This window comes from Vibrio sp. 2096, assembly GCF_033339595.1.
GTDB classification, from domain to species: domain Bacteria; phylum Pseudomonadota; class Gammaproteobacteria; order Enterobacterales; family Vibrionaceae; genus Vibrio; species Vibrio alginolyticus.
On record NZ_JAWOUX010000001.1, the window covers coordinates 58,019 to 82,116 of the forward strand.

A 24,098-nucleotide genomic window follows, 5' to 3' on the forward strand; every position below is an offset into this window, starting at 1 on the left:
AAAGGAAGGTTTCCACCATGTTAAAAAAGTGGAGAAAATTAGATCTATGACGGACTCGACTCGCCGAAGGCGAAAAGCACGACAAGAACCAAAACTTTCATTTTTGGCTCGCCACCAATCCAAAATCCTCAAGAGTACATTTGTCTGCTTCGGGATGGGTCTGTTGACGTTTTTTGGCTATCAAATCCACCTTTCCTATCAAGACCACATTGATCCGGAAAAGGTGTACGGCGAATGGATTGAGATTGGCGCGCCACCCTACCAAACAGAACGTCTCGTTTTCACTGAAGATGGGGTATACCGAAACCATCGACTCATTACGACGGAATTTGAATTCGATGGCAAGGTCATCACGTTGAATACCGGATTAGGAAAGACAGCGTATCAGATCTCAGGCTCTCATCTTTCACCTCAAATACGCCGTATTGAACCTCTTATTCCAGATCAGCGATTCATTCGTAAAGGGTTTGAGCATACCGTTCAGGGCTCAGAAACCGGCGCAGCCTCTAAACGTCGTGCCGCGTTGAGTGAACACTTCAGCCGTGACTAGTACGTCTTCACGGCTATTTTTCCTTTCAATTCTCTTTCTATATCAATGAAACAAAACCTTAATAAACAACAAAATAAGGCCTTCATCGCATTTAACTAACTCGTTACTGAGTAAACAATAATTTTAGTTTCTGCTGAGATTTTATAAATTATTGACTCAGTCTGACACTTTCTGTGTAACAGAGTGCGAGTTTTAGTTAAGTTCTCTCAAGTGCCTCGAAAACCGTCTTAATTTTTTTTGACGAAAAAAAACTCTCTGAAATGCTGAGTGTGATGCTTTTGCACGTGGAGTAAATCCAATCATCTTATCTGGTGCAAGAGCAGCCTATGTTCTAGGTAGAACATGAATCCAAGGATTGAGAGAGAAGTTATGATTCGATTTAACCTATGTGCAGCTGGAGTTGCTTTAGCGCTATCAGGTGCTGCAGTTGCGGCTCCAACCGCACCAAGTATCGATATGTACGGTTCCAACAACCTTCAGTTTTCTAAAATTGAACTCGCGATGGAAACCACGTCAGGCTACTACGACATGGTGAAATACCATGAGCAAGCGAAGATTACTGTTAAATTTAACCAGTGGAGTGGCACACCTGGTGACACTTACAACGTCTATTTTGATGGTGTAAAAGTAGCAAGCGGCCCTATCACTGGTAGCCAAACGACAGCTTCGTTTGAATACGGCCAAGGTGGCTTATACCAAATGGAAATCGAAGCATGTGATGCGACAGGTTGTGCGAAAAGCGCACCAGCTGAAATCACAATTGCAGATACCGATGGTTCTCACCTGAAGCCACTAACGATGAATGTTGATCCAAACAACAAAACCTACAATACCGATCCAAGCGTCGTGATGGGTACGTATTTTGTTGAATGGGGCATCTATGGCCGTGACTACACAGTCGATAATATGCCGGTCGACAACTTGACTCACATCCTTTACGGTTTTATCCCAATTTGTGGCCCAAATGAGTCTGTGAAGTCTGTTGGCGGCAACAGTTTCAACGCGCTACAAACTGCTTGTACAGGTGTGCCTGATTATGAAGTCGTTATCCATGACCCTTGGGCTGCTTATCAGAAGAGCTTCCCACAAGCTGGTCATGAATACAGCACGCCTATCAAGGGTAACTACGCAATGCTAATGGCATTGAAACAACGTAACCCTGATCTAAAAATCATCCCATCGATCGGTGGTTGGACACTGTCTGACCCATTCTTCGATTTCGTGGACAAGAAAAACCGTGACACATTCGTCGCATCAGTTAAGAAGTTCCTGAAAACTTGGAAATTCTACGACGGTGTTGACATCGACTGGGAATTCCCTGGCGGCGGCGGTGCAGCAGCCGATAAGGGCGACCCTGTAAACGATGGCCCAGCATACATCGCACTGATGCGTGAACTGCGCGTAATGCTTGATGAATTAGAAGCTGAGACAGGCCGTACTTACGAGCTAACGTCCGCTATCGGTGTCGGTTACGACAAGATTGAAGACGTAGACTACGCAGATGCGGTGCAGTACATGGATTACATCTTCGCAATGACTTACGACTTCTACGGCGGTTGGAACAACGTTCCTGGTCACCAGACTGCGCTTTACTGTGGTTCATTCATGCGTCCTGGTCAGTGTGACGGTAGTGGCGTTGATGAGAACGGCGAACCATACAAAGGTCCTGCTTACACAACAGATAACGGCATCCAACTTCTTCTTGCTCAAGGCGTTCCTGCGAACAAGCTAGTACTTGGTACAGCAATGTACGGTCGTGGCTGGGAAGGCGTAACTCCAGATACGCTAACCGATCCAAACGACCCAATGACAGGTACTGCTACAGGTAAACTGAAGGGCAGCACAGCGCAAGGTGTTTGGGAAGATGGCGTAATTGACTACAAAGGCATTAAGTCATTCATGCTAGGTGCAAACAACACTGGTATTAACGGCTTCGAGTACGGCTACGATGCACAAGCAGAAGCACCATGGGTATGGAACCGTACTACGGGCGAGTTGATCACATTTGATGACCACCGTTCAGTGCTAGCAAAAGGTAGCTACGCGAAGTCTCTTGGTCTTGCTGGTCTATTCTCTTGGGAAATTGACGCGGATAACGGTGACATTCTAAACGCGATGCACGAAGGTATGGCTGGTGGTGTGGTTCCTCAACCAAACCGTAAGCCAACCGCAGCCGCTGGCGCAGATCAATCGGTAACAGGTCCTGCAAATGTGGTTCTAGATGACAGCCTGTCAAACGACTCTGACGGCACCATCGCAAGCTACGCTTGGGAACAAGTATCTGGCACAGCAGTGGTACTAACAGGTGCAAACTCAGCGAAAGCAAGCTTTGATGCAGCAGAAGTTACTGTTGAAGAGCAATTAACTTTCAAGCTGACGGTGTCTGATAACGAAGGTGCAACGGCATCTGACCTCGTTGTAGTAACAGTGAAACCAGCAGGTGTTGTTGACCCAGTGAACAACGCACCAGTAGCGCAAGTTGTTGCTCCAGCAACAGCAAACGCTGGTGACGTTGTGGTTGTAGATGCATCTGCGTCTAGCGATGCAGACAACGATACCCTGACATTCAACTGGACTCTACCTCAAGGTCTGAATGCAACGGTTGAAGGCTCTAAAGTCACGTTCACTGCTGCGGAATACCCGCAAGACACAAGCTTAAGCTTCACTGTAAGTGTGAGCGACGGTAAAGCGTCTTCATCGGCAAGCGCGACAGTGGTTGTTGCACAGCACACAACCGATCCGAACCCTGGTAATTGTGACAACGCATGGGATGCGAGCGCAGTGTACACAGGTGGTAACCAAGTGACTCACGCAGGTAAAACGTGGGAAGCGAAATGGTGGACTCAGGGTGACGATCCTAGCCAATCTGGCGAATGGGGCGTTTGGAAAGAAGTTGGCGTAGCTAACTGTAACTAACTTCAGCCTTGCAGACTTTCTGCTAAATAAACAAAGGACAGCTTCGGCTGTCCTTTTTGGATTTAACCTCTTAACGAGGAGAGCAACACCAGAGACGAAAAAATCTGAGGTGTTACTTTCAAATCGAATTAGCGCAAAACGGAGCGAATCAATCAGTAAAAGTAAGGGTTACCAAGCACTATCGAGCAAACGGTCAAAACTACTGAAGACTTGCTCACACTTCATCACTCGACCATGCCCCTGACCTTGTGTTGTCACTAACTCAACGTTTTTAATCTCTTCAGCCGCTTTTGCCGAGACACTGTATTTGGTGAACTTGTCTTGCTCATCATGAATAATAATGGTGTGAGACGGACGCTCAGACAAACGCTTCATCGGATCAATGGACTGTAACGGATAACCAAATTGGTCTTCAACTTCTGAAACCACAGCATTAAAAAGCTTCATCGAGTAACCGGAACGTGCAATGCTACCGAATAAGTTCTCTACGTAATTTAATACCGGAGCAATAAGCAGCAAAGGCTTGTTTTCTAACTTACTGTGCCTACACTCAAGAGCAGAAGCGGTGCCCATGCTGTGCCCAACTAGGCCAACAATATCCTCGACCGTATCCAACACATCTTCTAATCCTCTGACAAACCCCGGAATGTGCCCATACTGCCCCTCACTCTCACCATGTGCCGGATGATCGTACGCCAAAGCAGTAAACCCTTTCGACGCAATATGTTCCATCAGTGGATAAAACTGACTTGCCGTTCCAGACCAACCATGAGTTAGCACCCAAATAGGTCCAGATCCCAAAGTATAGGTTTTGATGATGCCTGCATACCCTTTAATTTCACCTTTGATAAGCCCTTGAGGTTCAATATTTTTAGGTTGCGTACGAGCAGGTGTCAGAAGAAGCTTGCGCGCGGTCTTCTTTGCATGTGACGGGGCCAGTGTATGGTGTAACCGAGTACTAATGTTCACCAAACTGCGCTTAATACTGAAACGTTGCGATGTATTAAAGTAAATTTTTTCACTCATAATCATGTCCTTAACTATCAGCTTTGCACAAAATAGAACGGTCGTGCTTTTTACGCTGATAACAAAGAGCGAACTCAGCCGCTCTTTGTGATTTTATGTCTACGAATCTGGGAAGCGAATAACCGATATTAGCCTTTCCAGCGAGAAAATAAGTTGTCGATCCCTTGCCAAAACAGACGCAAGCTTTCTTGCTCACCTTTAATTGAGTAAAAAACATGCGCACTCAAATAGAGACCGTACAAATCAAACGTTGCTTGGCGTGTATCTAAGTCTGCTGCAAATTCTTGCTTCTCTTTGCCTTTCGCTATTTGGATCTCCAAATAACTCAGCCAAGTGTCTATGGATTTACGCAGTCCGGCCTGAAGCGGGCAATCTTTATCTGCCGTATCATTCCAAGCGTCAAGAAACATACAACTTCCTTGGAATGCGTGATTCCAAGTCATCCAAGAGTCGAGCAACCCTCGAATTTTACGCTCGATATTGCCATCCCCGAGTTCTCGAGCAGGCTCAATAACCCGATCAGCGAACACTTTATTGGCGTGATCAAGCACCGATAGCTGTAAATTCAACTTCGAATTAAAGTGGGCAAACAGACCACTTTTCGACATACCGCATTGCTTGGCTAACTCTCCAATCGTAAGACTTTCTAATCCGTCTTCGCTGGCGATCTCAAAAGCCCGCTGCAGAATAAACTCTTTTGTCACTTTTCCTTTTTGCATAGTCTTATTTTTAGCACGATCGTTCTTTTTTGCAATCTCGAGTTAACTGGTCTAACCATTATTCAGTGCTATTTTCGACTCACGAATCAGGTATTGATTGCGTTAATAGGTTAATAATTAAGAAGTTTGAAGTAAGTCTTAATTTTCAAAACAGCTTCAATGTAAGCGCAAGTCTGTTGACTTTTTCACGTATTACTTCAGTAACAACCTGCTATTTTCACCTAAGTTTTTTATTTAGGTAAACAATGTAATGGCAAAGAAACAAAAAATAGCCAGCTTAGAGTTTGCACGTATCATTGCGATGCTTGCGATTGTGGGTTTGCATTGCCAGATGGCACTGACGTACTGGCAGTGGAATGGGATACCATGGGTTGGCTATATGCTCAACCAACTGGCTCGTTTTGCTGTTCCGCTGTTCTTTCTCATCTCGGGTTATCTAATCCAGCCGAAGTTGAGTCATTCACCTATCGATACTCTTAAGAACTACGCCAAACCGTTAATGAAGGTTTGGCTCATTTGGAGCATGATCAGTTTACTGATGCCATTCCAATGGCAGACGGTCGCTGAGGCTGGGTATCTCGCCGAAAGGCAAGGTTATTGGGGGTACCTAATGTCAACCCCGATCAATTCACTCATCGAAGGCGGACTCGTTCATCTGTGGTTTATTCCGGCTCTGGTCATTGCCGTAGCGTTAATTGCCTTTCTCGTGCATATCAATATGGCGCAACTGATACTGCCAACCGCAGTATTGCTATACATATACGGTGCCTTTGCTGGCAGTTACGCGACCATTACCGACCTGCCAGCGCCTTTCTTTACTCGTAACGGGCCTTTTTTCAGCACGTTGCTAGTTGCTCTAGGTTATTTCGCACGAGAAGTGCAGTGGCGGTGGTCGCGAAACAATACGGTTCGATGCATTATTCTTGGCATGGCACTGCATTTTGGTGAAGCTTACTGGCTGATGCAACATGACATCGCTTTCAACTCGCACGACTTCCTATTCGGTACCGTTATCTGGGCTGTAGGTGTCTTTATGTGGCTTTTGGCTCACCCTCATTTTGGCGACATGCCTTGGGTCTTCAAACTATCTCCTTGCGTGTTAGGAATATATGTTAGCCATCTGCTTATCATAATTGTCATGATGAATGTCGCTGAATTTATCGGGCTGCAACACCTCGCGAAAGATGTGTTTATTTATCCTGCAACGATTGTTGCAACCATACTGCTTGTGAAAGCAATTGACGCTTCACCGTTGAAAAAATGGCTCCTACGCTAAATGCATTCAGCTCTAGATATAGCTAGCTTTAACTCAAAAGGGTTAGAGCTAGCCAGTTAAAAATGAGATTTCTCTCTCACTGACCAATTTTTGACTTTCTAATCCTTCAGAATTTGCTTTCACTCACAAAAAACATTGTTCATTTCCTTTAAATTGGCTCGACTATTACAACATTGCTCATTAAACGGAGGCTGTATGTGGGCAGGTCAAGGACTCGTTCCTTTTTTAGAGATTAGTCACTGGTTAACTTACGGTTTATATGCCGCTGCGGTTTTATTCGGCGCAGCAAGCATTGCGTCACTCAGAAAATAGTGGCGCACACTATCATTTCCTAACTCCTACTGTTAATTCGAGCTCTCTCACAACTAACTCATTCATTTGTGGCTAATATTTCTCCAACCAGACAAAGGAGAAATGTCTATGCCAATCTATCCAATTGTGGCTTTCTGCTGTTTGTTGTTCTCTAGCGCCACCTTTGCTGCATCAACCAATGAACTGAACCTTGTTAATTCTGGTGTCGGTTACGCGGCTCTGATTATCTTTTCGATCGCTTACATACTGGTTATGTTGGAAGAGTATCTGAAAATGAGAAAATCCAAGCCAGTGCTGCTCGCTGCAGGATTAATTTGGATTCTGATTGGCTACACCTTTGCTCAACACAATCAGCCTGAAATCGCCAAATCCGCACTAGAACACAACTTGTTGGAATATGCCGAGTTGCTGCTGTTTTTGCTCGTGGCGATGACTTACATCAACGCAATGGAAGAACGCAAACTCTTCGATGCCTTACAGGCGTGGATGGTTGGTAAAGGTTTTGGATTCAAAAAGTTGTTCTGGCTGACGGGGTTTCTCGCTTTTGTCATTTCACCGATTGCCGATAACTTAACTACGGCCCTTTTGATGTGCGCTGTAGTGATGAAAGTCTCTGGTGATAATCCTAAGTTCGTCAATCTTGCTTGTATCAACATTGTTATCGCAGCCAACGCTGGCGGTGCATTCAGCCCATTTGGTGATATTACAACCCTGATGGTGTGGCAGGCCGGTCATGTCAGCTTTGCTGAGTTCATTCCGTTGTTTGTACCGTCATTGGTGAACTACTTGGTTCCCGCATTTTTGATGTCACTTTTTGTTCCAAACACAAAACCGAATACGATTCACCAACACGTTGAGCTAAAACGCGGGGCAAGGCGTATTGTCGCGTTGTTCATTTTGACGATTGCCACCGCAGTCTCTTTCCATGCTGTGCTGCACTTCCCACCCGTTATGGGCATGATGATGGGCTTGGCGTACTTACAGTTTTTCGGATATTTTTTGCGCCAAACTCTCAAACACTCACTCGCAAAAAAAGCAGCTATGGCAATTGCCAATGGCGATGATCAGGCATTGAAGCGCTTAGGCTCAGTGGTTCCGTTTGATGTGTTTCATCGTGTGTCTCGAGCCGAATGGGACACCTTGTTGTTCTTCTACGGTGTTGTAATGTGTGTTGGCGGTTTAAGTTTACTTGGCTACCTCGAACTGGTTTCAAACGTCATGTACACGCAATGGAACCCAGTCTGGGCAAACGTAATGGTTGGTGTCCTATCTGCAATCGTCGATAACATTCCGGTTATGTTTGCTGTACTGACCATGGAACCAAGCATGTCGATGGGCAACTGGCTACTGGTCACATTAACCGCAGGTGTCGGTGGCAGTTTGCTTTCCATTGGCTCCGCGGCAGGCGTCGCTTTAATGGGAGCCGCGCGTGGACAATACACCTTCTTTGGCCACCTAAAGTGGGCTCCCGTCATCGCCTTGGGTTATGCCGCCAGTATTGCGGTACACTTGTGGATGAATAGCGGTTTATTTACTTAAAAGCACCGACAATCAGGTGCTTAACTTGCAACACAACCTAGCGGTCGGATGGATGGTTAACGCCATCCATCACTTCAATCGCTCCCAACTCATATGGGTTGACGCCCTCTAAGCAGCCGACATTATAGCCATACTCACTCGGGTCAGAACGACGCTGATGGTGCGTATAAATACCGCACTCGCCACAGAAAAAGTGCTTCGCAGTGTGTGTATTAAATTGATACTGCTTCAAGACGTCTTCGCCTTGCATAATACGAATACCGTTCAAAGGTACAGATGCGACAATCGCGCCACGACGTCGACACATAGAACAGTCACACCGTCTCGGTTTCTCAATACCATTGGGTAACGCCAGTTCCAGCTCAACTTTTCCACAGTGGCAACTCAGTCGATGTAATGTGTTGATTTGGGTGTTGCCAACTTTCTTAATCATAACTTTTCCTTGTTGTTTTTCTATCTGTGTACATTATGTTAAACAGGTTAATATCATCATAATCTCGTCCAAAAACTCGACATCCATCACTTTTCGCGACATTTTATTGGCCGATTTGTTAGTTGCTATTTTGGCGACTGTCTATCGCGTCCGTGAGACGTGTTATCTCCGGCGCGGTTTTTAAACCAAGGAAATTAATTTATGGACAAAGATCATAGCCTAAGAGAGAACCTCTTGGCTCTGACGCTCGGCAGTGCGTTAGTGTCACTTGGGGTGATATTTTTTAGCAAAGTAGGATTGCTCACTGGCGGTACGGCTGGCTTGGCGATCTTCCTAACCAAAGTGAGTGACTTCAGTTTTGGTCAGATATTTTTCGCTCTTAACCTCCCTTTTTATATTTTATCTGTGATGCGCATGGGTTGGCGCTTCACTATCAATACCTTTATTGCGGTTTCGATTGTCTCTTTTGCGGTCGATCATCTGCATCATGTGATTGAGATTTCACGAATCGAACCTTTCTATGCGGCACTTTTGGGTGGTGGACTGATTGGAATCGGTATGTTGGTAATTTTCCGTCACAAAATGAGTTTGGGTGGCTTTAACATTCTAGCGTTGTACCTTCAGGAACGTTTTGGAGTTCGAGCGGGTAAAGTTCAAATGGCGTTAGATTGTGCCATCGTGGTGATGTCACTGTTCATTGTAGATGTGCACCTTATCGCTCTATCTGTTCTAGGTGCCATCGCAACGAACTTGATTTTGGCGATGAACCATAAACCAGGACGATACCAAGCAAAAGCGCAAGCAGCATAATCATCGCTGCATAGTCAACAACCCTAAAGCCCCCAGCCAGTCGCTCGGGGCTTTTTTCATTCAACGCTAAGATCACGTCAACGAGCTCGTTTTGCAGTGCTGCTGCATCTCTTCATCCAATTTAGCTTTATATTTCTGACTAAGATGGAAGTGTACTTGCATCAACAAGTCATGTGCGTGGAACAGCTCAAACGCGTCGCTACCATTTTGCTGACAAATAACCTCACAGCGCTCAGCATGCACTTTGGCTTCTTGCGGTTTATCTGCTTTAAGCAAGCTCATCGCTAAGCGATACTCTGCGCGCTCTTCTTGCATCCAACCCCCTGCCACTTTCCAATAGTCTAGCGCGAGTGTCGCTGCTTCTAGCATCTTCGATTTTTCCATGCACGTGCGCTCAGCCAGCGCTTCGTACTGACATGCTAAGTTGTTCGCAGTGATCGCGATAGCGCGCGCTAATGGCCCTTCTGCATCGTTCGGCGTCATTCCTAACGCTGCCTTCACCAACCATTGACTCGCCAGTTCAAGCTGAACAAGTGCAGAAAGTTCATTCGAAATCAAAGCGTAAACTCGGCGTTGTTCTTGCTCTTCCAATAATTCCATATTGTCAGTGCCATCTACGAAATAGCGCACAACGGCAATACTGCGTTGAAATGCCAAACTCTCGGCAACCTTGCGTTCATCAAAGTGCTCTAAACAAGTAAGAAACTGTTCTGGGCACTGGAGATGCCCAATAGCGGTATGCAGCATCAATGCGAATATTCGCTCGATTTGGGTAACGTCTTCCACCTCGCTCAGAGCCGTTTCTAGCTTAGCATAAACTTGTTCGGGATTTTCCTCGTGATGCTGCCAACACTCACTCATGAAGGCATCAAAATCCGTTTTGAAAGGCATGTCCTTATTGTCCTTCTTCTATTCGTATAACGATTATGAAACTCTACACTATCGTTACCCCTGTGTAGCACGCTTAATCCCAATACGAGAATCGCCTCACTTAAAGCAGTGTACCTTGCTCCAACGCGAGCAAACGTTGCTTGCGCTCCACTCCACCTGCATACCCAGTCAGTTTTCCGCTTTTGCCAATAACGCGATGACAAGGCACCACGATAGAAATCGGATTCTTCCCGTTTGCTAACCCAACAGCACGCACAGCTTTAGGGTTACCTATCGCATTCGCGAGATCTTGATAGCTCCACGTTTCCCCATATGGAATGGTCGTTAGTGCCTGCCAAACTTGATTTTGAAAATCAGTGCCTGTCGCTGCAAGGGGCAAATCGAATTCGTTGCGCAGGCCAGCAAAGTATTCATCCAGTTGGGTGACAGCTTGGCGCAAGACCGGATGCTGCTCGTCTCGCCCCCCCAGCTCACTCGGCTTAGTGGTGCATGTTTCAAACCAAATGCCAAGTAAGCCCTCAGCGTTCGATTGGATAGTCACCGTTCCTAGTGGACTCGGCATTTCGGTATAAAATGTTTTCATGATTGATTCCATAAGTGAAACGTCGCGTAGCTTCCCCAAGGGGCCGCAGTGTGCGTATTCAGTGATGGGTAACGCTGCATCGCCTTTTTCACCACTAAGTCTTTATCTAGAAAGCAATCGGGTTGAGATTGCCCTCGCAGTTGAGCATAACTGACGGTCCAAGGTCCAATGCCTTTCAAAGCTAGCCACTGCTGGGGGTCAGCTTCTGAGTTGTCCTGCATAAACTGGGCGAAGCGCACTAGCGTCTCTTTACGGCTTTGCGGCATGCGCAAAAAGCTCACGTCGGCGTTCGCAATATCACTGGGAGTCGGGAAAAAACGTTTTTCTGACTCACCACTAAGTGTGGCCACCAATAAGTTAAGTTGACCAATCGCAGCTTTAACCGACACTTGCTGGCCTAAAATCGCTCTAGCCCCTGCTTCCCATGCATTCCATACACCAGGAATACGAATACCTTTACTCGACACGAGCCCAGGCGCGACATACTCCAAATGCTGCTCAACAGTACAAATATCAGCGTCAAGATCGAACATACGACGAATGTCAGACACCAAATTTTGCAGCTTCGTTACGTCTTCAATTTCAAACGCCAGTTCTAAGTATCCTTCACCTTTTGTCGCTTTAAACCAGGCTTTGCTGTCATCCAAAAAAACGTTGCGCTGATAACTCTCATCACTCACCAGCTCAACCCCCTCAACCGCTCGCAAACGATAGAAGTCCAACATGTGCGACCAATTCAACTCACCTCGATAAGGTAAGGCAATTCGATTGCAACCCGCACCATCAAACTCTTTACGGCGTACTTGAGAAGGCGTTAGTTTGAGAAACTTTTGAAAAGCATCGTTAAAGCGGCGCGTACTGTTAAAACCTGACGCAAACCCCACGTCGGTGACCGACATAGAGCTGGAGTGAAGCAACTGTTTGGCGAACATTAGTTGCTGATATTGCGCATACTGCTTGGGTGACATACCTAGATACTGCTCAAACAACATACGTAAGTAACGGTCAGAAATCCCAACACGCTCAGCCAACTCAGACACCGAATGGTGATGCAACTCCCCTCTATCAATTAACGAAATCGCTCGTTGAAAGGTCGTCTCGACACCTTTCCATGCCCAAGATCCAGGCGCGCTGTCAGGTCGACAACGTAAACACGGACGGTACCCTGCTTGAAGGGCTTGCGTCTTATCAGCGAAATACTCAACATTTTCTTCTTTAGGCAAATTTGCCGGGCAAATCGGACGACAAAAGATTCCCGTTGTTTTTACCGCCACATAAAATCGCCCATCAAAACGACTGTCTCGCGCGACTCGCGCCTTGTGACACTGCTCGAAGGTCAGTGAGGTATGGGGGTGAATAAACATAGTGCTTTCCTTGCTCATGCCTTTTGTCATTTATTGTTCATAGGCATCGTTCAATATAGTGTTATTGTAGCTTGCTTAAGCGCCCACAATTAGCCATTTTCGGAACTCAATATTGAGATTTATTGGCATTAGCGTTTTTGTACACTAAAGTTAGATCCAGAACATCACAACAACGTCGGCTAAAGGGAATTGGCATGGACTTACATACTTGCGTAATTGTATTAAGAAACCAAAAGGTTATTACCAGTAAATCCGTAGATCATTCTATTGGAATTATCGAACGAGACTCAGATAACGAGATCTCAGAAATTCAGATTAATGCGACGGATGGACGTAATATTCGAACTTATCACTACAACAATGTAGAGGAGTCATTAGAGAGCTTAATGAACCTCTGACGGTTTTCTTTAACGCACCTTTCTCCCTTGTTAAAAGCGAAAGCAATAGAGCACAGTACATGTGCTCTTTTTTTGTTTAACAGCAAAAATGTTTATCGAAAATAATGACAGACCTTGATTTAAAACAGACAATAATCGGCAAATAAACACTCGAATATAAAAATCAAGACATTGATTTAAATAAATAAAAACCAACTATTCAATTTTTTAGAACGAGTTTATCAAAATCCTCCCGTTATTTTTATATTCGCCTCTACCTAAACTGTTCTCAACAGCACGGGAGCACACGCTTCCCACTCATTGAAAAGAGTCAGAGGACAGAATCATGAAAGCACTATTACAGAAAATTACCACATCAAACGCAGGTTACAGCGCACTATCACTTCGCGTTCCAATCGGCATTATCTTTATGGCGCACGGCGCACAAAAACTATTTGGCTGGTTTGGTGGCTACGGGCTAGAAGGCACAGGTCAGTGGATGGCATCTATCGGTTTAGGTCCTGGCGTGCTCATGGCGTTACTTGCGGGCAGCGCAGAGTTCTTTGGCGGCTTGTTCATTTTACTTGGTCTGCTAACTCGACCAGCAGCGGTTGCTTTGGCGTTCACGATGGTGGTAGCGATATTCTCTGTCCACTTTGAAAATGGCCTGTTCATGGCAAACAACGGTTACGAGTTTGGCTTAGCATTACTGGCAGCAAGCGTTTCTCTGGCGTTCTCTGGCGCAGGTAAAGCAGCGTTAGATAACTTCTTAAACAAAAAGCTCTCTTAAGGAGGCCTTATGATTACGGTAAGACATGCAGCAGACCGAGGTCGAGCAAACTTTGGCTGGCTTGATAGCAAACATACGTTTTCTTTTGGTAGCTACTACGATCCTCAACATATGGGCTTTTCTGAGCTGAGAGTCATTAATGACGATGTAGTCAAGCCTGGCGCGGGTTTTGATACACATGGCCACCGTGATATGGAGATCATCAGCTATGTGTTGGAAGGTGTTATCGCACACAAAGACAGTGAAGGTAACGTCAAAACACTACCTGCAGGTGAATTCCAACTCATGTCGGCAGGGAAAGGGATTTACCACAGTGAGTACAATGCATCGAACCAAGATACGCTGCGGTTTCTACAGATTTGGATTCAACCGAACACATTTGGAACCAAACCAGGTTATCAGCAAAAAGATTTTGGTCGCAATCCTGGGTTAACGACTATCGCAACTCCAACTGGAGAAAACGGCACGCTACTTATTAAGCAAGATGCGACTTTGCATCAGTTAATTCTTGAGCCAAGTAGCGAACTAAACTTTGAGATTGAGTCGGGCCGAAATCTATTCATCCATCAAGTGACTGGGAGCCTTAGTGTCGACAATACCACTTTGACGGCTGGCGACGGCGCGAAGGTTGAACACCAGAGTAAGGTTGTTTTGCGCAATACATCAAACGAAAGCACAACAGCCCTGTTGTTTGACTTACCATAACTATCGATTCATCGAGATAAAAACAAAGCCGCCTTGATTTCTCAAGGCGGCTTTTTCGTTTTTCTGACTTTTCATTCAACGCTATTCGTCGGAAGTGCCAGAACCAATTTGCTGAAAACTGTAAGCGGTCAGTGGATCGATCTCTTTGACAATTTCTTCCACTTGCTTAATCGCGTCTACAGACGAGCTAGCTTTACGATAGCTCAAATAGATAGGGCGACACCAATCTTCTACTCCAGACACCTTGTGAAGCTGCCCATTAGCGATAAATGGCTCCACGAGAGAGATTGGTAAGTACGCGGCTCCACCCTTCTCTAAAATAAAGTCCAATGCGATACGCGCTGTTGAAGTGCGTAAATATGGAGCCGGAATCTTAGGGTGACGTTCAGAATGCTCTGAGGAGAAACGCGTCCCCCAGTCAACGTACACATATTTGTTTTCGAAAACGGTGTCTAAAGAATCTTTCTCAGTTGATACCAGAACGAGAACAACATCTGCCACTTTTTTACAGTTAAGCTCATCAGCTTTGATCTGATCGAACGCAAATGCCATATCTAACGTGCGCTCTAGCAAGCTACGACTGAGCATCTCACGTCCCATCACTTCTGCCATGAAGCCATAACCACCAAACGAATCTGTGACGACACTTAAACAATTCTGTAAATAAGCGTCCCAAATGTTTGGCGTGCCACCTAACGTTAGTTGCAGCGCTTTGCCATCTTCAAGCGATAATTCTAGCTTCGCTTGTTGCAATGTAGTGACCATTACCTCGGCATAGCTGATTAAGCGCTCACCTGCAGAGGTCAACTTTATGTTATTTCGATCACGAATAAACAATTGCGTATCGAAGTAACTTTCCAATTGTTTGATACGTGCGCTCACAGCGGCTTGGGTAATATAAAGGTTCTCAGCAGCACGTCCGAAGTGACGAACTCTTGCCAGCTCTAAAAATGTTCGAAAGACTTTTACATCCATAAACCATCTCCTGGTTAATATAAAACCAGATTAACAACTAATTAAAATCATGACGACAAAAAAGTTTTGTTTTTCTTTTGTTAGATTTAAGCCTAATTTTCGCCGTAAGTTCACTACATTCATCAATAACGGTTACAGAGGCTGTTGACATGTCTGACACTGAATTCCGTCATGGCAAAAAACGTTTTTACGATAACGTAAAATTCCCACGCGGCTTTGCAAAGTCTGGCGATTTTACTCTTTCAGAAGAGGAAATCCTAACAATTTATGGGGATACAATGCTTGGCTTAGAGTCAGGCGAATTAACACCTGAAAACAGCGAAGAGAAACACTTCATCAAGGTGTTAGAAAACCCGGGCAAAGCAAAAACAAAACTTGAGCGTACGTGGCTAAAGTACACCCAACTTGCTCGTGGTCGCAAGCGCTTCCATACGCTAAATGGTCGTAACAAGCCTGACGCCACAGAAGAATACATTGAAGAGAGTTTGGTTGAAGACGATTAATAACCAATAACCTAGTTCTCGCCTTTTTCTAGCAGTAGGCGAAAGCTCGTTTGACTTTACTGAGCGAGCAAGACAAGCTCATTTCTTCTCCTAAAGCCCAAGGGGGCATTCTCCCAAGGGCTTTTTTAATATTTGGGTGATGACCGTTTACTTGGCGAGCGTCGCAATCTTTTTCAGAAAGCTCTCTTTCAAATGCTCTTGGTCATATTCCAAGTGATAGGTGTTGTGGAAGCCAATTTTTAGCTCAACACCATTCCCTCTTAAGAAAACGTTGTACCCATCGTAGTCAGAAAACGCTTCTACACCTTCATACATTTTACCAAATTCGGTTGGCGTACCGTTGTTCATCACACATTCGTAAGCCTGTAGTACTTTGCTCGGATCTAACTCATTTTTCATACCGAATTCCTCACTGGTTTACACATTTCAATTATGGTTAAAGAATGAGCGCCATGCCATATCTAACCCATAATATTTGAAGTTCGTGTGCGATTTCGCACTCTGTAGGTTGTTAAAAAACAAGGTTAAGTGCGAAGGCAAAACTTAATTTAGATCATAAATTTTATCTATTGATTCGTCAGTTTCATAATGCAATTTCTTTGTAAAAAATCGTCTTATAAAAGCATTTAGATATAAAAATCGTCGACAAAACCAACATTGGTTAAAGAAAAAGCAAAATTTTGACCTAAAACAATAGCAGTTCGCCATTACTTATTTTATAATGCGAATTAATGTTTCAGTACATCGTCAATTCCAATAACTAGGGGCACAAAATGAGACTTATCCCGTTAACTCGAGCAGCACAAGTAGGTAAGTGGGCAGCTGCGCATATCGCTAAGCGTATCAACGACTTTAAACCTACTGCTGAGCGTCCATTCGTTCTGGGTCTACCAACTGGTGGCACTCCTCTAGCAACCTACAAAGCCCTAATCGAGCTTTACCAAGCCGGCGAAGTCAGCTTCAAAAACGTCGTGACTTTTAACATGGATGAGTACATTGGCATCCCTGCGGATCACCCAGAATCTTACCGTTCGTTCATGTACAACAACTTCTTTAATCACATTGATATTCAAGAAGAAAATATCAACCTACTGAACGGTAACACAGACGATCACGACGCAGAATGTAAGCGTTACGAAGACAAAATTAAGTCTTACGGCAAGATCAACCTGTTCATGGGCGGCGTGGGTAACGACGGTCACATCGCGTTCAACGAGCCAGCGTCATCTCTTTCTTCTCGTACTCGCATCAAGACCCTCACTGAAGACACTCGCATTGCGAACTCTCGCTTCTTTGACGGCGATATCAACCAAGTGCCTAAATACGCGCTGACTATCGGTGTTGGTACGCTTCTAGACTCAGAAGAAGTGATGATCTTGGTCACTGGCCATAACAAAGCTCAGGCACTTGAAGCAGCCGTGGAAGGTTGTGTAAACCACCTATGGACAGTTTCTGCTCTTCAACTTCACCCTAAAGCGGTGATCGTATGCGACGAACCAGCTCAACAAGAACTGAAAGTGAAGACAGTGAAGTACTTCTCTGAGCTAGAAGCAGAAAACATCAAAGGCTTTTAACCCATAGGATGGCAGCCTAGAAACACACTAAAAATACAAAACCCGTGTTGAACACGGGTTTTTTCTTATCTGAACAGCGGGCTTAAGTCGTCAATAAGCTTTAATACCAAACTGACGAAGACGCTTAGGAAGCACTTCATCCAACTTGTCTAGTTCACTCGGTTCGACTTCGATAAGATTGAAATGATGCTGCTCATAAACAGTACGAATGGTCTCACGGTCGGCCTGAGCCATCTCCCCATCGTCACTTCCCCAAAATTGCAAATAGACTTTGCCACCTGGCAAGTAAAAATCGCTAGTGACATCTTGGTCAATCGGCAACTGACGCTCATAAGCGTGCACAACACCAGCCAAGTACAGCCAGTTGTCGATGAGCAACTCCCCCTTAGAGCGCACGTAATGCCCATCTAATGTTCGGTGCTTGGCTTCAAATTTTTGGCGAAAGATTGAGTACGATTTATCCGTAGAATGTGACTCCGCGTCTTGCCCTAAAAACTCAATGACAGACTGCTTAAGACGCTTGTTACGCAGCACCACATCGTGCCATACGACAAAGGTATTTTGTGTTTCTTTATCGGTTCTTTGCTGCCCACCAGCGCGCACACCAGCTTCTGTGACACTCCATCCCTCTTCGGATTTGGTCAACCAACCCAGTTCACTCAAAAGTTGGTTCATGCGCTTCGCATTCAATTTCAGCTTTTCACCCAGTTGTGTCGCGCTCAATGTTTTCCCTGAGCTGGGAGTCAGCTCAATATGTAAGTTGGTCGGCCAGACGATGAACTGGCCAAATTTAGGGTGATCCACATACTCACCGCCAAACTTTGCCCCTTCTTCGGTCAAAATCCACTTTTCATCTTGGCGAACGATGTAGCCTGCACGTTTGAGATCGGCAAACAGCATCTTAGCTTCTACCTTGCGCATTTTCGCTAATGCCGACGTCGATATTTTTTCAGACATGTGGGTACCTCATGCTGCTGCAAAATTGAACACTATGTCGTCATAGTAACGCATTGATTTCACAGCTTGAAGTCAGGCAAACAAGATTTCGTGTTACAAATAGCAAAGCCAGCGTATAGGTGCTGGCTTTGTTATTTCGGTAAAAAAGCGAATGTTATCGAATAAAAGCGATGCACCCTTGCAAAATCACTAAATTCACAATGTCGATGAAGAATGCACCGACAATTGGAACCACCATAAATGCTTGTGGTGATGGACCATATCGACTCACGATGGAGCCCATATTCATGACCGCAGTCGGTGTAGCACCTAACCCAAAACCGCAGTGTCCGCTAGCGATCACCGCCGCATCGTAGTTGCCTCCCATCATGCGGAATGTTACGTAGTAAGTGAACATCGCCAACACTGCCGACTGAATAGCAAGAATAATAAGGAATGGGATCGCAAGATCGAAAATATTCCACAATTTCAAACTCATCAAGGCCATGGCAAGAAATAGAGATAGTGCAACCGTGCCAAGAATATCAACGGTTTCTAAATCAACCTTGCGCGCCTTCGTCACTTCCATGATGTTAGTGATAACAACACCAATAAACAGCGCATACACAAAATCGGGAATCATTAACCACTTGATGTCAAAACTGCTTACCCAACTCTCCAGATACTTCGCGCCTGTCACGCAAAGTAGAATGATGGACAAGCTTTCAACGACTCTTTTCGCTGTGACGCGATCTTCCTCATGTTCGTTGTACGTCACCAGTTCAGGGAAACTCTGATGACTTTGATTGGTGCGTCCGTATTCCGATTCCAAGTTGTGTTTGTTTAGTAGCTTTTGTGCAACAGGGCTGCCAATAATCCCGCCCATCACCAAGCCAAATGTAGCAGAAGCCATTGCCACCTCTAGAACATTATGCAAACCATACATTTCTTGAAAAGTTTGCGACCACGCAGCTCCAGTTCCATGTCCGCCAGAAAGCGTAATGGATCCGGCGATCAACCCCATGAGTGGATCTAACCCCAGCGCTGTTGCTAAGGACACGCCGACCGCATTTTGGATAAGAATGTAGACCGATGCCACAACTAGGAAGATGAAAACCTTCGCACCGCCTTTAATCAGTTGGGTGTAATTTGCCGCTAAGCCAACGGTTGCAAAAAACATCAGCATAAAGACGTTTTGCAGTGGTAAATCAAAGGAAACATCCACACCGTTTAAGTGCATCATCGTGATGACGCAAGCGACCACTAGACCACCAACAATTGGCTCTGGAATATTAAATTTTTTTAAGGTTGGTAACTTGGTATTGATGAACTGCCCTAAAAACAACACGCAAATTGCGACGAGGAACGACTCCTGTGGGCCGATAGATATTACCTGATTCATGAGACCTCTTTACTCTACTCTTTCTCATTCATTGAGCACGCGCTCAACGTGAGATAGGTGCCTAAGCCAGTCAGATTGCCTCTCGAAACTTTTGTTTTCTAGGCCTCTTTGACCATCAATTCTCATCAAGTAAGAAATAGGCAGAGCTAAAATTATGCTAATTATCATTCAGTGAGAATATTCATTTAGAACAGGCGATAAGTGTATTGATGGGAAGAGAAAAACAACACTTCTCAACTTATGAGAAGCAATTAATTTCCATATAAAACAAAACCTCAAAACAACGACCACATAGGTGGATATTTAGAGCGAATGAGACAGGCGGATACACTAGGTTTTAAATTATTACTTTCTCTCTAATGCACTAGGTGTTATACATATATATAACACCATCTCAACCAAGAGATTCACTCATGACTAATTGGCATGATCGCCAACCGATATTTCGACAGTTGGCAGACCAGATCACGCAGCAAATACTGCAAGGTGTCTGGCAAGAAGGCGATGCTCTGCCCTCCGTCCGTAGCATCTCTGCAGATATGAAAATTAACCACCTCACCGTTATGAAAGGCTATCAATTGCTTGTTGATGACGGGCTAGTGGAGAAAAAACGCGGTCAAGGTATGTTTGTCGCTTCAGGAGCAAAGCTCAAATTACTCGCAGACGAGAAGGCACGTTTTCTTCAGCAACAAATTCCGCAGATAGCCGACACAATACAGCGTCTGGATATGTCACTCGACGAATTCATTCAACAACTAAAACCACACTTGAAAGGTGACCAATGAGCGCATTAGTCAGTGTAAACAACGTCTCCAAGCAATATCAGCAACAAGGAGAAGCACTGCATGAAGTGAGTTTCGACCTACATGCAGGACAAGTACTTGGCTTACTCGGCCATAATGGCGCAGGTAAATCAACGCTTATTAATGCCCTACTCGGTGCACATGAATATCAGGGCACTATTCGTATCAACGGATTTGAACCCATTATGCAACGCGACAAGATAATGCAGAGCTTATCCTACATCTCGGATGTCAACGTTCTGCCAGATTGGATGACCGTTGCTCAACTGCTTAACTATACCGAGGGCGTGCATCCAGGGTTCAATCGCGCCCAAGCAGATACGCTACTTCGTCAAACGGACATCAAACCTCGTGCGCGTATCAAATCTTTATCCAAAGGGATGAAGGTGCAATTACACCTCGCGATTGTGATCGCGACCAACACCCAAATCCTCATATTGGATGAACCGACACTCGGGTTAGATCTCGTGTATCGCGAGACGTTTTATCGTCACTTATTGGAATGGTTTCACGACGGCGAGCGCGTGTTGATCATCGCCAGTCATGAAGTATCAGAGATTGAGCACTTGCTGACAGATGTTCTGATTCTTAAGCATAGTCGCCCCGTTCTGCAAACCTCGATGGACAGTATCAGTGAAGACTATTTCATTCTTGAAGCCAACGACGAGCACCGCACACAAATTGAAGCGATGAACCCACTCTCGTCACAAAAAGGCCTCGGTTCAACGAAATGGTTACTCAAAGCCCAGTATGCCCAACAAGCAGAAACAATGGGTTCCATCCATGGGGTGAAGTTAGCGGATCTATTTTTAGCATTGCAGAAGGAGGCAGCGTAATGCGTTCAGTTGTCGCGATGTTGCAAAAAGAGTGGTTAGAAAACCCTCTTGTTTTACGTATTCCACTGTTTGTGTTGGCGTGTGGAGTTATTCTCTTTGTGAGTTTAATGAGTAACGATACTCTACAACACAATATGTTTTTCCAAATGAGCTTTGGTGGCGATGTCAGTGACATTCACAAAGAGCTTGGTGATGACGTCAATATGTTGATTTCCGGAGGAGCAGGGCTGCTGTCTATCTTGTTAGCCGTTCAGTACTTCCCAAGAACGCTACGCAAAGAACGGGCGGAAGGCAGCATTATGTTTTGGCGCAGTATGCCTGTCAGTGACATAAAAACCCATTTAGTGAAGCTAGGATTTGGCTTATTGGTGATTCCGCTCGTCTGCTCGGTGCTCGTACTCGCTGCAAATTTAATGTTGTGGTTGCTGAACATCTCTACTGATCACCAATTGGCTTTATTGTACCGCCAAGCCTCGTTAGGTTACGTGCTGCTGCATTGGGGAGAGTTTTTAATCAGAATGTTTTTCGCCGGTATTCTGCTGTTACCGCTGGCATTAACTGCGATGGCTATTTCACAAAAAGTGAACTCACCACTGGTCATTTTGTTTATCGCCATTTATGCGCTACGTTGGATGCCTATCGCACTTTTTGGTTACTACGGGCTAGATCACTTTTTCTCCGAAGTGCTTTACCTTCCGCTGCACGCCATTATTACACCAAACCCATTCAATACCATTCCTCAAGCGGGTTGGTTAAACGTTGGCATTTACGCCTTCATTGGTATTCTTGGTTGGACAGCTAGCCTCAAGTTCAGCCGAACCATTCAATAATCCGTCGTCCGATAAACGGCCAAAATCGAGCCATAAAAAAACGGTCACAACCTGTGTTGTGACCGTTTTTATTTCGACCTTAGGAGATCATGAACTTAAATTTAACCAAGGAATGAAATGTAACCTTGTAAAATGATTAAGTTAACGATGTCGATAAAGAAAGCCCCCACAATTGGCACCACCATAAATGCCTGCGGCGACGGGCCAAATCGGTTAACGATCGAACCCATGTTCATTACGGCTGTTGGGGTTGCACCCAAGCCAAAACCGCAGTGCCCCCCTGCAATAACCGCAGCATCGTAGTTGCTTCCCATCACTTTGAACGTAACATAGTACGTAAAGATAGCTAAGACGACAGACTGCACAGCTAAAATAACCAAGAATGGAATCGCTAGATCGAAGATATTCCATAACTTCAAGCTCATCAGAGCCATCGCTAAGAACAGAGATAGCGATACCGTACCTAACATATCGACCGTTTCGGCATCTAACTTACGAATCTTGGTCACTTCCAAGAAATTCGTAATGATCACACCAATGAATAGCGCATATACGAAGTCTGGAATCATCAGCCATGAGATTTCATACGTGCTTACCCATTGCTCGACATACTTGGCCCCAGTAACACAGATCAGTAGGAAGAAGAGTTTCTCCACCACTTTTTTCGCCGTTACTTTATCTTCTTCGTATTCATTGTAAGTCACCAACTCCGGGAATTTCTCGTGAGTTTTGGCATCTCGACCACCACGACCATACTCAGACTCTATGCTGTTCTTTTCCACCAGACGCTGCGCTACAGGGCTACCAATGATACCGCCGATGATCAAACCAAAAGTCGCTGATGCCATTGCAATTTCTAAGACGTTATCCAATCCATACACGTCTTGAAAGGTTTGTGACCACGCAGCACCTGTACCATGACCACCAGACAGAGTAATCGAGCCAGCAATTAACCCCATCAAAGGATCTAAACCGAGCGCCGCCGCAAGTGAAACGCCAACGCCGTTTTGTATGATGATGTAAAACGATGCGACAGCTAAGAAGATAAAAACCTTCGCACCTCCTTTCATCAACTGAGTGTAATTTGCGGCCAAACCAACTGTCGCAAAAAACATTAACATAAACGTATTTTGTAATGGCAAGTCGAACTCTAAATCGATGCCGTTGAAATGAAGAGCAGTAATCATGCAGGCCACAATAAGGCCACCTACAATCGGCTCAGGTATGTTGAATTTCTTTAAAATCGGTAGCTTAGCATTAATAAAATGCCCCAGGAAAAGCACACTAATTGCGACCAAGAAGGACTCCAGTGCACCTACAGATATTAAATGATTCATATCGCCTCTTATTATTGTTCTCTTCATTCTCCGTAATGAATGAGTGTTAGTTTAACCTTCGTTCAATAGCAAATTTTCTCGCTTTATTGTTTCGAAAATACTCAAAAAGTTGGTGTAGATGCGCCTTAGGCTAGTTTAAGGGGCGCTCCTTAAGCGATGTGTCAGTTTTTACGCTGTTAGCAAGCCCTTAAATGTGAAAGGAGCTGATACAGCTCCTTCAAATGGCCCCTCGCAATACCTGTGCGTTATCGCTTGGGGTGTCGTGTTGTGAGTAAATTCTGGGTGACACTTTCTGAACCACTTCGGGCTCCCTTACTTAAACAGAATGTGTCAATTACTATCAAACAAAGTTCCTTCCCGTTGTAACCGCTAAACGCCGAGAGCGCGTTCAAAACAATTGGGTTTGCCTGTTCCTGTCGTAGCTTTTCAACTCTGGCTCATGGTGTATAAACGAGCCGAATCCAAGGAAACTCTCAGGCTGCAACAAACGTTTTCGTCACAACGGAGCAGGATTATAACATATCGCTGATAATTTTCTTCAATTCAGTGACATTCACCAACCCCATGGTTAAACCTTGCAATGATTAACTGCCTATTATCATTTTCACAGA

24 protein-coding genes are annotated in these 24,098 nt (G+C 45.0%); 13 read left to right on the forward strand and 11 right to left on the reverse strand.

The annotated features are described in order from the left end of the window. Positions 1–46 precede the first annotated feature (46 nt). A complete protein-coding gene (locus R7Q41_RS00315) occupies positions 47–550 on the forward strand; it encodes a DUF2850 domain-containing protein (protein WP_005374408.1) in 504 nt (167 codons plus the stop codon). A 369-nt stretch (positions 551–919) separates the two neighbouring features. Then, positions 920–3,466 carry a glycosyl hydrolase family 18 protein gene (locus R7Q41_RS00320; protein ID WP_318144291.1) on the forward strand — a complete coding sequence of 849 codons (2,547 nt, stop codon included), beginning with the start codon at positions 920–922 and terminating at the stop codon, positions 3,464–3,466. A 168-nt stretch (positions 3,467–3,634) separates the two neighbouring features. Here the strand turns inward: R7Q41_RS00320 and R7Q41_RS00325 are convergent, their stop codons facing one another. Beyond that, positions 3,635–4,492 carry an alpha/beta hydrolase gene (locus R7Q41_RS00325; protein ID WP_318108524.1) on the reverse strand — a complete coding sequence of 286 codons (858 nt, stop codon included), beginning with the start codon at positions 4,490–4,492 and terminating at the stop codon, positions 3,635–3,637. Positions 4,493–4,620: 128 nt separating this feature from the next. Further along, a complete protein-coding gene (locus R7Q41_RS00330; protein ID WP_005374416.1) occupies positions 4,621–5,211 on the reverse strand; it encodes a TetR/AcrR family transcriptional regulator in 591 nt (196 codons plus the stop codon). Positions 5,212–5,461: 250 nt separating this feature from the next. Here R7Q41_RS00330 and R7Q41_RS00335 point away from each other — a divergent pair, with 250 nt between their 5' ends. Further along, entirely contained in the window at positions 5,462–6,487 is a 1,026-nt protein-coding gene (locus tag R7Q41_RS00335) for an acyltransferase (RefSeq protein ID WP_158173319.1), read from the forward strand. Positions 6,488–6,907: 420 nt separating this feature from the next. After that, positions 6,908–8,338, forward strand: coding sequence for a sodium:proton antiporter NhaD (gene nhaD / locus R7Q41_RS00340; protein ID WP_005374422.1), 1,431 nt, complete (start codon positions 6,908–6,910; stop codon positions 8,336–8,338). A 37-nt stretch (positions 8,339–8,375) separates the two neighbouring features. On the opposite strand, the gene R7Q41_RS00345 is transcribed toward nhaD, so the two are convergent. Beyond that, entirely contained in the window at positions 8,376–8,771 is a 396-nt protein-coding gene (locus R7Q41_RS00345; protein ID WP_053308033.1) for a GFA family protein, read from the reverse strand. Positions 8,772–8,972: 201 nt separating this feature from the next. Between R7Q41_RS00345 and R7Q41_RS00350 the strand changes: the two genes are divergently transcribed. Continuing rightward, positions 8,973–9,581 (forward strand): YitT family protein, encoded by a 609-nt coding sequence (locus R7Q41_RS00350; protein WP_005374427.1) that lies wholly within the window; start codon positions 8,973–8,975, stop codon positions 9,579–9,581. A gap of 72 nt (positions 9,582–9,653) precedes the next feature. On the opposite strand, the gene R7Q41_RS00355 is transcribed toward R7Q41_RS00350, so the two are convergent. From R7Q41_RS00355 to R7Q41_RS00365, 3 genes are all read right to left on the reverse strand, one after another. Further along, positions 9,654–10,472 (reverse strand): hypothetical protein, encoded by an 819-nt coding sequence (locus tag R7Q41_RS00355; RefSeq protein WP_318108527.1) that lies wholly within the window; start codon positions 10,470–10,472, stop codon positions 9,654–9,656. Positions 10,473–10,572: 100 nt separating this feature from the next. After that, the gene (locus tag R7Q41_RS00360) at positions 10,573–11,055 is read right to left on the reverse strand and encodes a methylated-DNA--[protein]-cysteine S-methyltransferase (protein WP_064354446.1); all 483 of its coding nucleotides are present in this window, start codon (positions 11,053–11,055) and stop codon (positions 10,573–10,575) included. Beyond that, positions 11,052–12,419: an AlkA N-terminal domain-containing protein gene (locus R7Q41_RS00365; protein ID WP_031780807.1), complete on the reverse strand. Its 1,368-nt coding sequence runs from the start codon at positions 12,417–12,419 to the stop codon at positions 11,052–11,054. Before R7Q41_RS00365 ends, R7Q41_RS00360 begins: the two co-directional genes overlap by 4 nt. A 194-nt stretch (positions 12,420–12,613) precedes the next feature. On the opposite strand from R7Q41_RS00365, the gene R7Q41_RS00370 reads away from it, so the two are divergent. The 3 genes from R7Q41_RS00370 to R7Q41_RS00380 all read left to right on the forward strand — a co-directional run bounded on the left by R7Q41_RS00370 (position 12,614) and on the right by R7Q41_RS00380 (position 14,291). Then, complete coding sequence (locus R7Q41_RS00370) at positions 12,614–12,817, forward strand: hypothetical protein (protein ID WP_017633816.1); 204 nt, start codon at positions 12,614–12,616, stop codon at positions 12,815–12,817. Between the two features lie 325 nt (positions 12,818–13,142). Beyond that, on the forward strand, positions 13,143–13,586 hold the full coding sequence (locus R7Q41_RS00375) for a DoxX family protein (protein WP_005374434.1): 444 nt from the start codon (positions 13,143–13,145) through the stop codon (positions 13,584–13,586). A 9-nt stretch (positions 13,587–13,595) separates the two neighbouring features. Beyond that, entirely contained in the window at positions 13,596–14,291 is a 696-nt protein-coding gene (locus R7Q41_RS00380; protein WP_017821043.1) for a pirin family protein, read from the forward strand. A gap of 81 nt (positions 14,292–14,372) precedes the next feature. On the opposite strand, the gene R7Q41_RS00385 is transcribed toward R7Q41_RS00380, so the two are convergent. Next, on the reverse strand, positions 14,373–15,266 hold the full coding sequence (locus R7Q41_RS00385; RefSeq protein ID WP_005374436.1) for a LysR family transcriptional regulator: 894 nt from the start codon (positions 15,264–15,266) through the stop codon (positions 14,373–14,375). A gap of 149 nt (positions 15,267–15,415) precedes the next feature. Here R7Q41_RS00385 and R7Q41_RS00390 point away from each other — a divergent pair, with 149 nt between their 5' ends. Further along, positions 15,416–15,769: a DUF413 domain-containing protein gene (locus tag R7Q41_RS00390; RefSeq protein ID WP_005374439.1), complete on the forward strand. Its 354-nt coding sequence runs from the start codon at positions 15,416–15,418 to the stop codon at positions 15,767–15,769. Positions 15,770–15,916: 147 nt separating this feature from the next. Here the strand turns inward: R7Q41_RS00390 and R7Q41_RS00395 are convergent, their stop codons facing one another. Next, complete coding sequence (locus tag R7Q41_RS00395; protein ID WP_005374440.1) at positions 15,917–16,168, reverse strand: DUF3081 domain-containing protein; 252 nt, start codon at positions 16,166–16,168, stop codon at positions 15,917–15,919. 374 nt (positions 16,169–16,542) lie between these two features. Here R7Q41_RS00395 and nagB point away from each other — a divergent pair, with 374 nt between their 5' ends. Continuing rightward, positions 16,543–17,343 (forward strand): glucosamine-6-phosphate deaminase, encoded by an 801-nt coding sequence (nagB, locus tag R7Q41_RS00400; RefSeq protein WP_005374441.1) that lies wholly within the window; start codon positions 16,543–16,545, stop codon positions 17,341–17,343. 90 nt (positions 17,344–17,433) lie between these two features. Here nagB and R7Q41_RS00405 read toward each other — a convergent pair whose 3' ends face one another. Together R7Q41_RS00405 and gltS (R7Q41_RS00410) are read right to left on the reverse strand one after the other, a co-directional pair. Then, positions 17,434–18,300: a glycerol kinase gene (locus tag R7Q41_RS00405; RefSeq protein ID WP_318108531.1), complete on the reverse strand. Its 867-nt coding sequence runs from the start codon at positions 18,298–18,300 to the stop codon at positions 17,434–17,436. Between the two features lie 154 nt (positions 18,301–18,454). Next, positions 18,455–19,681, reverse strand: coding sequence for a sodium/glutamate symporter (gltS, locus tag R7Q41_RS00410; RefSeq protein ID WP_171344991.1), 1,227 nt, complete (start codon positions 19,679–19,681; stop codon positions 18,455–18,457). Positions 19,682–20,094: 413 nt separating this feature from the next. On the opposite strand from gltS (R7Q41_RS00410), the gene R7Q41_RS00415 reads away from it, so the two are divergent. From R7Q41_RS00415 to R7Q41_RS00425, 3 genes are read left to right on the forward strand one after another with little or no spacing between them, the layout of a single operon-like run. Further along, positions 20,095–20,466 (forward strand): GntR family transcriptional regulator, encoded by a 372-nt coding sequence (locus R7Q41_RS00415; RefSeq protein WP_005374444.1) that lies wholly within the window; start codon positions 20,095–20,097, stop codon positions 20,464–20,466. Then, a complete protein-coding gene (locus tag R7Q41_RS00420; RefSeq protein WP_318144292.1) occupies positions 20,463–21,320 on the forward strand; it encodes an ABC transporter ATP-binding protein in 858 nt (285 codons plus the stop codon). Before R7Q41_RS00415 ends, R7Q41_RS00420 begins: the two co-directional genes overlap by 4 nt. Beyond that, positions 21,320–22,150, forward strand: coding sequence for a hypothetical protein (locus R7Q41_RS00425; RefSeq protein ID WP_213900003.1), 831 nt, complete (start codon positions 21,320–21,322; stop codon positions 22,148–22,150). Before R7Q41_RS00420 ends, R7Q41_RS00425 begins: the two co-directional genes overlap by 1 nt. 101 nt (positions 22,151–22,251) lie before the next feature. Here R7Q41_RS00425 and gltS (R7Q41_RS00430) read toward each other — a convergent pair whose 3' ends face one another. After that, entirely contained in the window at positions 22,252–23,487 is a 1,236-nt protein-coding gene (gene gltS, locus R7Q41_RS00430) for a sodium/glutamate symporter (RefSeq protein ID WP_005374448.1), read from the reverse strand. Positions 23,488–24,098: the final 611 nt, after the last annotated feature.